Source organism: Olleya sp. YS, assembly GCF_029760915.1.
Lineage (GTDB): Bacteria > Bacteroidota > Bacteroidia > Flavobacteriales > Flavobacteriaceae > Olleya.
The window spans coordinates 714,653-727,054 of sequence record NZ_CP121685.1 but is presented as its reverse complement, the minus strand read 5'-3'; the positions used below and the strand labels follow the sequence as shown (position 1 = coordinate 727,054).

Sequence of the window (12,402 nt, the reverse complement as noted above, 5' to 3'; positions counted from 1 at the left end):
TTTGAATCGCTTTTTTATTTTCTAGTTACTTGTTATATAATCTTATTCTTTTTTAGGCTTAAAGATAAAGGCATCTCCAAATTTTCGTTGCACTGCAACTAATGCACGATCTGCTTCTAATCGAGTTCTAAAACTGCCTACCCAAATTTTATAATTTGGTGCTTCAAATACTAACTGAGATCGCCATTGTCCAACGGAACTGTCAAACTTAGATTTAGTCCTTTCAGCTGTTGCTAAATTACCAGAATACACTTGTATTTTATAACGGTCACTATTTTTTTCATCACTATTAATGTCTTTTTTAATTTCTAATAATTCATCAATAGTAGGATCTTCGTTTATAACAACAGTACCTTGCTGCGCATGGCTAAAAACACCAAAACATAGTGTTAATAAGGCAGTTAGGTAAAGAGCTTTTAATGGTGTTTTTTTCATTTTAAGATGTATTTAGTGCAAATGTAAAAGTATTAAACTTAAAAGTGACTAATTTTATTATTTAGAATTCCTCTAAATTAGCAATTAAGACTTCCTTAAGATTTCTAAAATCGACTTTTAAGTATTACTTTTGCATAAGGTTTTTTTAAGCTATGTTTTAGTAATGCTGATGAAAAAATCATACCAAAGTTTAGAAGTAAATTCAATATATAATATGAAACAGGTGATTCACCGTAAGTTAAGCAGTAACAATCTTAGTTTAAGCTTAATTTTTTTACTAACATTCTCAATCTCACTTTTCGCTCAAGAAGGCGACCCAGTTGTTGGAAAATCTTTATTTAATGCTAACTGTATTGCTTGTCATAAATTAGACAAGAAAATGACAGGTCCTGCATTGCGTAATGTAGAGGCACGTTTGGCAGAAGAAGAAGGTTTAGATAGAGAATGGTTGTATGAATGGATTAGAAACAGTCAAGGCTTAATCAAGTCAGGAGATGCTTATGCCAACAAAATTTGGAATGAGTATAAGCCTTCAGCGATGAATGCGTTTCCAACGTTGACTAATGCAGATATTGATAATATATTAGCTTATACTGCTACTGAACCAACTGTTACTCCACCTCCTCCTCCAGGACCAGAAGGTGGAACAACTTCATCAGAGGGCGGAATCTCAAACAAATTAATATTAGGTGCTTTAGGTGTCTTATTTGCTTTATTAGCAGGAGCATTATTCTTAGTTAATCAAACGTTGCGTCGTTTTGCAGATGCAAAAGGCGTTGCTTTAACAGAAGCGCCAAAGCGCACACCTATCTGGAAAGCGTTCATACAAAATCAATTTTTAGTATTTGTTACTGTTATTGCTTTGATGTTAGCAAGCGCATATTTTGTGTATGGTTACTTTATGCAAGTAGGTGTAAATCAAGGATACGAACCAGTTCAGCCAATACATTACTCACACAGAATTCATGCAGGTGAAAACGGAATAGACTGTAAATACTGTCACTCTTCTGCTAGAGTAAGTAAACATTCAGGAATTCCTTCATTAAATGTATGTATGAACTGTCACAAATCTATATACGAAGTAGCAGCAGAAACTCAACAAGAAGGATTGGCAGAATACGGAGTAGATTATAATGCTGAAATCAAAAAACTATACAAAGCTGTAGGTTGGGATGATGCAGAACAAAAATACACAGGTGAAACCTCTCCAGTAAAATGGATAAGAATTCACAATCTACCAGACTTTGCTTACTTTAACCACTCGCAGCACGTTGTTGTAGGAGGTATAGAGTGTCAAACGTGTCATGGACCTGTAGAAGAGATGGAAATTATGTACCAACATTCACCATTAACTATGGGTTGGTGTATTAATTGTCACAGAGAAACAAACGTTAAAGTTAAAGATAACGCATACTACACTAAAATACATGAACAGCTATCTAAAAAGTACGGGAAAGAAGACTTTACAGCAGCTCAAATGGGAGGTTTAGAATGTGGTAAATGTCATTACTAATAAAAAGTATCACACGGAGCGTAGTCGAAGTGTAGTTTAAATTAATAAAGAAATAAATTCAATTATATAATATGTCATCAAACAAGAAATACTGGAAAAGTGTTGAGGAGCTAAAAGATAGCTCTATTGTTGAGACGCTAAAACAAAACGAATTTGTTCAAGAAATTCCAACTGATGAGTTCTTAGGTGATAAGGATACATTAGAGGCTTCTTCAACAACACGTCGTGATTTCTTAAAGTATGTTGGTTTTAGTACAGCTGCAGCATCTTTGGCAGCTTGTGAAGGACCAGTGGTAAAATCTATTCCGTACGTAGTACAACCTGATAGAATTATTCCTGGTGTTGCAAATTATTATGCAACCACTATTGCTAACGGATTTGATTTTGCAAGTGTTTTAGTTAAGACTCGTGAAGGTCGTCCAATTAAAATTGAAAACAATACACTAGCTAAAACTAACGGTCACGCTAATGCAAGAGTTAATGCTTCAGTTTTAGATTTATATGATAGTTTAAGAGTACAAGGTCCTAAGAAAGGTGGAAAAACCATTTCTTGGTCAGATTTTGATACTGAAACGATTCAAGCTTTAAATAGCTTAAAAGACTCAGGAAAGCAAATTGTATTATTAACACAAACATATGCTAGCCCATCAACATCTAAATTAGTTGCTGAATTTACAGAAAAATATGGTAATGTAATCCACGTGGTTTATGATGCTATTTCAGAATCTGCAGCATTAGATGCTTATCAAGCTATGTATGGTGAGCGTGGTTTAGCTAATTATGATTTTTCTAAAGCTATGACCATAGTGTCTGTTGGAGCAGACTTTTTAGGAGATTGGCAAGGCGGAGGATTTGATTCTGGATATTCAAAAATGCGTATTCCTACCAATGGTAAAATGTCGCGTCATATTCAGTTTGAATCTAACATGTCATTATCTGGTGCAAACGCAGACAAACGTGTACCATTAACACCAACTCAACAAAAATTAGCTTTAGCACAATTGCACAGTTTGATTGTAGGTGGTTCTGTAAATGCCAACGATTTACCTGCAAAGGTAAAAGATGCAGTACAACAAGCAGCTTCAGAATTAGTTAAAGCAGGAAGTAATGGTGTTTTAGTAACAGGAATTCAAGATGTTAATGCCCAAACGGTAGCTTTAGAAATTAATAAGGCATTAGGAAGCAAAGCTTTTGATCCAAAAACACCAATAAAAACACGTCAAGGTAATAACAAAGCGGTACAAACTTTAATTTCTGATATGAAATCAGGAAAAGTGGGTGCAATTATCATGAGTGGTGTTAATCCATTATATACACTACCTAATGCAAACGACTTTGCTGAAGGATTAAAGAATACAACATTATCTATTGCATTCTCATCTAAAGAAGATGAAACTGCAGCAGCAGTTCAATACATAGCAGCAGCACCTCATTATTTAGAATCTTGGGGAGATGTTGAATTAAAGAAAGGGCATTTTGCATTAATGCAACCAACTATTCGTCCTTTGTTTGATACTAGACAATTTCAAGACGCTTTATTAAAGTGGAACGGGAATGATGTTGCATTAAACGATTATATTAAATCCACTTGGAAAGACACAATCCTTAACGGAAGTTCTTACAACCAAGCTTTACATGACGGTGTATTTAGCAGTACAACAACTGTAGAAACTGCATCTGAAGAAGTAGAACAAGATGAAACTCCTGCAGGAAATGCAGCTAGAGCTTTAGCAGCGTCTGCAACTGGAAAAGGAGTAGAGTTAACATTATATTCTAAAATAGGAATGGGAGATGGACAACAAGCCAATAACCCATGGTTACAAGAGTTTCCAGATCCTATCACGAGAACGTCTTGGGATAATTATTTAACCGTTTCAAAGTCTGATGCAGAAGCTTGGAATTTAGTTAACACTAATGATGCTACAGGCGCATTAAACGGTAGCTATGTAAACCTTAAAGTTGGAAAAGCTGAGTTGAAAAACGTACCAGTAATTATTCAACCAGGACAAGCCAAAGGATCTGTAGGTTTAGCATTTGGATATGGTAGAAACGCTGGTCTTAAAGATGACATGAAAACTGGTGTAAATGCTTTTGCACTTTACAACGATTTTGATACCATACAAAACGTGTCAATCGAGCCAGTTGCTGGAATGCATGAATTTGCATGTGTACAGTTACAAAATACCTTAATGGGACGTGGTGACATTATAAAGGAAACAACTTTAGAAATCTTTAATACTTATGACAAAGAAGATCATAAGCATGGATGGAATAAAATTCCTGTAGTATCATTAAACCACGAAGAAACACCAGTTACTTCACCAGAGGTAGATTTATGGGATGAGTTTGATCGTTCTATTGGACATCACTTTAACTTATCAATAGATTTAAATGCGTGTACTGGATGTGGTGCTTGTGTTATTGCTTGTCATGCAGAAAACAATGTACCTGTTGTAGGTAAAGAAGAAATAAGACGTAGTCGTGATATGCACTGGTTACGTATTGATAGATATTATTCATCTGAAGATACATTTGAACAAGATGATGCTAAAAAAGAAGGTTTCTCTGGATTATTCGGAGATAATGGTTCTTTAGGAGGATTTGGAGAATTAGAAGATCCTGCAGATAACCCGCAAGTAGCATTCCAACCAGTAATGTGTCAGCATTGTAACCATGCACCTTGTGAGACCGTTTGTCCAGTTGCTGCAACAGCACACGGTAGACAAGGTCAAAACCATATGGCATATAACAGATGTGTTGGTACAAGATATTGTGCAAACAACTGTCCTTATAAAGTAAGACGTTTTAACTGGTTCTTATATAACGGAAATGACGAGTTTGATTACCACATGAATAACGATTTAGGTCGTATGGTAATTAACCCAGACGTGACTGTTCGTTCACGTGGTGTGATGGAAAAATGTTCTATGTGTATTCAAAAAACACAAAAAACTATTCTGGATGCAAAACGTGATGGACGTCAAATTAAGGATGGCGAATTCCAAACTGCTTGTTCTGCTGCTTGTAGCAATGGTGCAATGGTATTTGGAGACATTAATGATAAAGACAGTAAAGTTGCAAAACTTTTAAAAGACGATCGTATGTATCACTTATTAGAAAGTGTAGGTACTAAACCTAATGTTCAGTATCATACTAAAGTGAGAAACACGACAAAAGCATAAAAAATTAATTAATAAACAATTATAAAAGGATTATGGCGTCTCATTACGAAGCACCTATTAGAAGACCTTTAGTTACTGGCGAGAAATCGTATCACGATGTAACTGTAGATATCGCAGCTCCTGTAGAAGGTAAGGCAAATAAACAGTGGTGGATTGTATTTTCTATCGCTCTTGTAGCTTTTCTTTGGGGAATAGGTTGTATTATTTACACCATTTCAACAGGAATTGGAACTTGGGGTCTAAACAGAACAGTAAACTGGGCTTGGGATATTACTAACTTCGTTTGGTGGGTTGGTATTGGTCACGCAGGAACATTAATTTCTGCAGTACTTTTATTATTCCGTCAAAAATGGAGAATGGCAATTAACCGTTCTGCCGAAGCAATGACCATCTTCTCAGTTGTTCAAGCAGGTTTATTCCCAATTATTCACATGGGTCGTCCATGGTTAGCCTATTGGGTATTACCGATCCCTAACCAATTTGGTTCGTTATGGGTAAACTTTAACTCACCATTACTTTGGGATGTATTTGCAATTTCTACGTATTTATCAGTATCATTAGTATTCTGGTGGACAGGATTATTACCTGATTTTGCAATGCTACGTGATAGAGCAGTGAAGCCTTTTCAAAAGAAAATATATAGCTTATTAAGTTTTGGTTGGACAGGTCGTGCAAAAGACTGGCAACGTTTTGAAGAGGTATCTTTAGTACTTGCAGGTTTAGCAACACCACTTGTACTTTCTGTACACACTATTGTATCTTTTGACTTCGCAACGTCTGTAATACCTGGATGGCATACTACTATTTTCCCTCCTTACTTTGTTGCAGGAGCGATTTTCTCTGGTTTCGCGATGGTAAACACACTACTTATCATCATGAGAAAAGTATGTAGTTTAGAAGATTATATTACAGTACAGCACATCGAGTTAATGAACATAGTCATCATGATTACAGGTTCTATAGTTGGTGTAGCTTACATCACAGAGTTGTTTGTAGCTTGGTATTCTGGAGTAGAATTTGAGCAATATGCTTTCTTAAACAGAGCAACAGGACCTTACTGGTGGGCGTATTGGGCAATGATGTCTTGTAACGTATTTTCACCTCAATTTATGTGGTTTAAAAAATTACGTACAAGTATTATGTTCTCGTTTGCTATTTCAATTGTAGTAAATATCGGAATGTGGTTTGAGCGTTTTGTAATTATTGTAACATCGTTACACCGTGATTACTTACCATCATCTTGGACAATGTTCTCACCTACATTTGTAGATATTGGAATATTTATAGGTACTATAGGATTCTTCTTTGTATTATTCTTATTATACTCTCGTACATTCCCAGTAATAGCACAAGCAGAGGTTAAAACCATCTTGAAATCCTCTGGACAGCGTTATAAAAATATTAGAGAACGAGGAGACAATCTAGTAGGAACAGGGTCTGATGCTAGAACATCTGTACCAAAACTAAAAGAGGAAACAACTCTTACACCTACGTTTGCAAAAGACTCGGATAAAGTTGATAGCATCTTAAAAGGTGTAGGTACTTTTGATCCAAACGTTCAAACAGCAGACGATCTTAAAAAGATCAATGGTATTGGTCCAAAAATGGAGGAATCACTTAATAGTATTGGTATTTATACTTATGCTCAAGTAAGTAAAATGACAAAAAGAGAATATACCTTGTTAGACGAAATTACTGGTTCTTTCCCAGGAAGAGCAGAACGTGACGATTGGTCTGGACAAGCTAAAAAATTAATAAACTAAAGGTAGCATATGGAAGCTTCAAAAGTAATTCACGCTATTTATAACGATGACGATGTGTTAATTCATGCAGTTAAAAAAGTGAAAGCTGCAAAACATCATATCGAAGAAGTATATACGCCTTTTCCAGTTCACGGACTAGACAAGGCAATGGGATTAGCGCCTACAAGATTAGCAATTTGTGCATTTATGTATGGTTGTGTTGGTTTAACAGTTGCTATTTTAATGATGAATTTTATAATGATTGAAGATTGGCCACAAGATATTGGTGGAAAACCAAGCTTTAGTTATCTAGAAAACATGCCAGCATTTGTACCAATTATGTTTGAATTAACTGTGTTTTTTGCAGCACACTTAATGGTAATTACATTTTATTTAAGAAGTAAAATGTGGCCTTTTAAGAAAGCAGAAAATCCAGACCCAAGAACAACAGATGATCATTTTCTAATGGAAATTCCTGTTCATGGTGATCAACAAGAATTACACGACTTGTTAACCCAAACTGGTGCAGTAGAAATTAACGTAGTAGATAAAGCACATTAATTAGATATAATGAAACATTTAATTAAAATAACAATAATAGCCTTACTTGCAGTGTCGTTTACGTCTTGTAATAAAAAGTCACGACCTAATTACCAATACATGCCTAATATGTATGAGTCTGTTGGTTATGAAGCCTATCAGGAAGCAGATGTAACAATCGGTCAAACTGAGATATTCAAAAATGACATGGAAGCTCGTCTACCAGTAGAAGGGACAATTTCTAGAGGTTACACACCGTTTGATTACGCTAACGATATAGCAGGTTACGATTTAGCTAAAGCTGAATTAAAGTCACCTTTAGACTCTACTCAATTTGACGAGCCAAGAGCCAAAGAATTATACACTATTTATTGTGGAATTTGTCATGGTAACAAAGGAGCTGGTCAAGGTAAGCTAGTAAAACGAGAGAAAATTCTTGGAGTACCTAGTTATGACGATGCTGGACGAGCAATTACTGAAGGAAGTATTTACCACGTAATGTATTACGGTAAAAACTCAATGGGTTCTTACGCTAACTTTTTAAGTGAAGAAGAACGTTGGCAAGTAGTTTCATATGTTATGAAATTAAAAGCAGACCTAGAAAAATAAGATTTAGATAAAGTTTATATATAGATATGTACACACTTTCAAATAGACTAAAAATAGTTTCTCTTATCCTAATCATCTTAGGAGCAGTTATGTGGGGAACAAGTTATTATACGTCACATCATGTATCCAAAGAAGATGTAAAAACGATGCTAGCTAATGAAGCAAGTCATGGTGGTCATGGTGATAGTCACGCAACAAAAGATTCACGTGACACGCATGCTACAGAAGATGCTCATCATGAAAATAGTCATGCTGATACTTCTCATGGTGATGTGGCACATGCTGATGCAGGAGAACATCATGGAGATGACCATGCAGAACATGTCATGCACCAAATACATAACAGACCATGGTCTGCATTGTATGTTGCAGCTTTTTTCTTTATGATGATTTCATTAGGCGTTTTAGCATTTTATGCTATTCAATTTGCATCTCAAGCAGGATGGTCACCATTATTATTTAGAGTGATGGAAGCCATTACCTATTACTTACTACCAGGAGCATTAATTGTTTTAGCAATTGCAGTATTAGCAGGAGATCATATTTTTGTATGGATGAATCCAGATATGGTAAATCCAGAAAGTGCAGATTATGACAAGCTAGTTGCAGGAAAATCTGGTTGGTTAAATAAAACAGGATTTATCATTAGAGCTTTAATATTTATTGGTGGATGGAGTCTATATCGTTTCTTTGCACGTAAATTTTCTTTAGCTCAAGATGAAGCACCAGAAGGAGATATAAGAAATTTCAAAAAATCATTTCGTATTGCAGCAGCATTCTTAGTGTTTTATATTTATACAGAATCAATGATGTCTTGGGATTGGATAATGAGTGTTGACCCACACTGGTTTTCAACATTATTTGGCTGGTACGTTTTTGCAAGTATGTTTGTAAGCGGTATAACAGTTATTGCATTAATAACTATATATCTTAAATCAAAAGGGTTGTTACCATCAGTTAACGATAGTCACATTCATGATTTAGCAAAATTTATGTTTGGTATTAGTATCTTTTGGACCTACTTATGGTTTTCTCAATTTATGTTAATATGGTATTCTAATATACCAGAAGAGGTAACTTATTTTGTGACTAGAATTGAAGATTACAAGTTGCCATTTTTTGGTATGGTAGCCATGAACTTTATATTCCCATTATTACTATTAATGAATAGTGATTACAAGCGTATACCTTGGTTTGTAGTTATGGCTGGGATAGTTATTTTAGCAGGTCACTATTTAGACGTATTTAATATGATAATGCCAGCAACAGTAGGAGATAGATGGTTTATTGGTATGCCAGAAATAGGTGCAATATTATTATTTGCAGGACTATTCTTATTATTAGTATTCTATGCATTATCCAAAGAATCGTTGACTGCAAAAGGAAATCCTTTTGTAAAAGAAAGTGAACATTTCCATTATTAATAAAAAATAAATAAAGAAGAACGATAACAATGACGACTTTATTATCAATTTTAGTTTTAGTATTTATTTTCGTTGCTATCTGGCAAATGGTTAAAATCTTTGATTTAACTCAAGTTGGAAAAACAACCGACAATAATCAAGTTGCTAACGATAACGACAACAGAATAAATGGATATTTAATGATAGGTTTTTTAATCTTCATTTATGTAATCACAATCGTTTGTTTTGTTAAATATGGAGATTTACCTCTAATGTCAAATTCTGCTTCAGAACATGGACCAGGAGTAGATAATTTAATGGTAATTTCTATGATTGTAATATTCTTTGTGCAGACAGTCACACAATTTTTATTACACTATTTTGCATATAAATATAAAGGAGAGAAAGGAAAAAAAGCCTTATTCTACGCAGATAACAATAAGTTAGAAGCCATTTGGACCATCATACCAGTAATTGTTCTTGCAGGTTTAATCATTCAAGGATTATTTACTTGGACTAGTATTATGAATATTGATGAAGAAGCAGATCCTATGGTTATTGAATTGTATGCTCAGCAATTTAATTGGAAAGCTAGATATTCTGGACCAGACAATACTTTAGGTAAAGCTAATGTTAGACTAATTGATATTGGTAGTGCTAACGAGTTAGGAGTTGATGTTAATGATCCTAACGCTAAAGACGACGTTATTGTAACAGAATTACACCTACCTGTGGGAAGACCTATAGTATTTAAAATGCGTTCGCAAGATGTATTACACTCAGCTTATATGCCTCATTTTAGAGCTCAAATGAACTGTGTTCCTGGTATGATTACTCAATTTGGATTTACGCCTACAGTAACCACAGATCAAATGCGTGAAACACAGGAAATACAAGAAAAAGTTGCTAATATTAACAATATTAGAAAAGAAAAGAGTCAAGCATTAATTGCAGATGGTAAAGAAGGTTTAGAACCTTACGAATTTGATTATTTACTATTATGTAACAAAATTTGTGGAACATCTCACTACAACATGCAAATGAAAATTGTAGTAGATACTCAAGAAGATTTTGATGCATGGATGAGTGAACAAAAGCTATTTGTTGACTCACTAATAAAAAAATAAAAGAAAAAGAAAACAAATTAAAAGATTTTAGATTATGTCAGCACACGTAGAAGAACATGGACATGACGATCATGGTCATCATCATAAAGAAACGTTTATAACTAAATATATATTTAGTCAAGATCATAAAATGATTGCCAAGCAGTATTTAATTACTGGACTTATCATGGGAATCATAGCTGTAGTAATGTCAATCATGATGCGTATGCAAATTGCTTGGCCTGAAGAATCAAATCCATTATTTAAAGCATTGTTAGGTAAATGGGCACCAGATGGAGTAATGAGTGCAGATATATATTTAGCATTAGTTACTATTCATGGTACTATCATGGTGTTTTTTGTATTAACAGCAGGTTTAAGTGGTACATTTAGTAATTTATTAATTCCATTACAAATTGGAGCACGAGATATGGCATCAGGTTTCTTAAACATGGTTTCATATTGGTTATTTTTTACATCAAGTGTTATAATGGTTTGCTCTTTCTTTGTTGAAGCTGGACCTGCAGCAGCAGGTTGGACAATATATCCTCCTTTAAGTGCTTTACCTATGGCGCAAGGTGGATCTGGTTTAGGTATGACTTTATGGTTAGTCTCTATGGCTATCTTTATTGCCTCTTCATTATTAGGATCATTAAATTATGTTGTAACGGTAATTAACTTACGTACAAAAGGAATGTCTATGACTAGGCTACCTTTAACAATTTGGGCATTTTTTGTAACAGCTATTATTGGTATCATATCTTTCCCTGTATTATTATCAGCTGCATTATTATTAATAATGGATAGAAGTTTTGGCACATCATTCTTCTTATCAGATATATTTATTCAAGGTGAAGTGTTACATTATCAAGGTGGTTCTCCAGTATTATTTGAGCACTTATTTTGGTTTTTAGGTCACCCTGAAGTTTATATTGTATTATTACCAGCATTAGGTATAACCTCAGAAATTATTGCAACAAATTCACGTAAACCTATTTTTGGATATCGCGCTATGGTTGCATCCATTTTAGCAATTGCATTTTTATCAACCATTGTTTGGGGTCACCACATGTTTATTTCTGGAATGAATCCATTTTTAGGATCAGTATTTACATTTACAACCCTATTAATTGCAATTCCTTCAGCAGTAAAAGCATTTAATTATATAACCACACTCTGGAAGGGTAATCTTCAGATGAACCCAGCTATGCTATTCTCAATCGGATTAGTGTCAACATTTATCACTGGAGGTTTAACAGGAATTATTCTTGGAGACAGTGCATTAGATATTAACGTGCATGATACGTATTTTGTAGTAGCTCACTTCCACTTGGTGATGGGTATTTCGGCACTTTATGGGTTCTTTGCTGGTGTATACCACTGGTTCCCTAAAATGTTTGGACGCATGCTAAACAAAAACTTAGGATATGTTCATTTTTGGGTGACAGCAGTCTGTGCATACGGAGTTTTCTTTCCAATGCACTTTATAGGTATGGCAGGTTTACCAAGACGTTATTATACTAATACAAACTTCCCATTATTTGATGACCTAGCAAGCGTAAATGTAGTTATCACAGTATTTGCAATTGTAGGTAGTATTTTCCAGATTGTATTTATCTATAATTTCTTTTCTAGTATTTTCTACGGAAAGAAAGCAGAGCAAAACCCTTGGAAATCTAATACTTTAGAGTGGACCACTCCAGTAGAGCATATGCACGGAAACTGGCCAGGTGCTATTCCACATGTACACAGATGGGCTTATGACTACAGTAAGCCAGGACATGATGAGGATTGGGTCTCTCAGATAGTACCTTTAAAAGAAGGCGAAGAAGAACTACAACATTAATAGATAATATTTATCAATTTAGAAGA

The 12,402-nt window shown here is 34.6% G+C and carries 9 protein-coding genes; 8 read left to right on the top strand and 1 reads right to left on the bottom strand.

All coding sequences use genetic code 11. The annotated features are described in order from the left end of the window. Positions 1-42: 42 nt before the first annotated feature. Positions 43-435, bottom strand: coding sequence for an SPOR domain-containing protein (locus Ollyesu_RS03400; RefSeq protein ID WP_279302392.1), 393 nt, complete (start codon positions 433-435; stop codon positions 43-45). A 214-nt stretch (positions 436-649) separates the two neighbouring features. Between Ollyesu_RS03400 and Ollyesu_RS03395 the strand changes: the two genes are divergently transcribed. The 8 genes from Ollyesu_RS03395 to Ollyesu_RS03360 all read left to right on the top strand — a co-directional run bounded on the left by Ollyesu_RS03395 (position 650) and on the right by Ollyesu_RS03360 (position 12,376). Then, positions 650-1,948 carry a c-type cytochrome gene (locus tag Ollyesu_RS03395; protein WP_279303059.1) on the top strand — a complete coding sequence of 433 codons (1,299 nt, stop codon included), beginning with the start codon at positions 650-652 and terminating at the stop codon, positions 1,946-1,948. A 71-nt stretch (positions 1,949-2,019) separates the two neighbouring features. Continuing rightward, positions 2,020-5,130: a TAT-variant-translocated molybdopterin oxidoreductase gene (locus Ollyesu_RS03390; protein ID WP_279302391.1), complete on the top strand. Its 3,111-nt coding sequence runs from the start codon at positions 2,020-2,022 to the stop codon at positions 5,128-5,130. Positions 5,131-5,162: 32 nt separating this feature from the next. After that, the gene (nrfD, locus tag Ollyesu_RS03385) at positions 5,163-6,893 is read left to right on the top strand and encodes an NrfD/PsrC family molybdoenzyme membrane anchor subunit (RefSeq protein WP_279302390.1); all 1,731 of its coding nucleotides are present in this window, start codon (positions 5,163-5,165) and stop codon (positions 6,891-6,893) included. Between the two features lie 9 nt (positions 6,894-6,902). Next, positions 6,903-7,433, top strand: coding sequence for a DUF3341 domain-containing protein (locus tag Ollyesu_RS03380; protein ID WP_279302389.1), 531 nt, complete (start codon positions 6,903-6,905; stop codon positions 7,431-7,433). Between the two features lie 9 nt (positions 7,434-7,442). After that, positions 7,443-8,021 carry a cytochrome c gene (locus tag Ollyesu_RS03375; RefSeq protein WP_279302388.1) on the top strand — a complete coding sequence of 193 codons (579 nt, stop codon included), beginning with the start codon at positions 7,443-7,445 and terminating at the stop codon, positions 8,019-8,021. Between the two features lie 26 nt (positions 8,022-8,047). Further along, positions 8,048-9,445 (top strand): quinol:cytochrome C oxidoreductase, encoded by a 1,398-nt coding sequence (locus Ollyesu_RS03370; protein ID WP_279302387.1) that lies wholly within the window; start codon positions 8,048-8,050, stop codon positions 9,443-9,445. A gap of 29 nt (positions 9,446-9,474) precedes the next feature. Then, positions 9,475-10,551: a cytochrome c oxidase subunit II gene (locus tag Ollyesu_RS03365; protein WP_279302386.1), complete on the top strand. Its 1,077-nt coding sequence runs from the start codon at positions 9,475-9,477 to the stop codon at positions 10,549-10,551. A gap of 34 nt (positions 10,552-10,585) precedes the next feature. Beyond that, entirely contained in the window at positions 10,586-12,376 is a 1,791-nt protein-coding gene (locus tag Ollyesu_RS03360; RefSeq protein ID WP_111658833.1) for a cbb3-type cytochrome c oxidase subunit I, read from the top strand. Positions 12,377-12,402 lie beyond the last annotated feature (26 nt).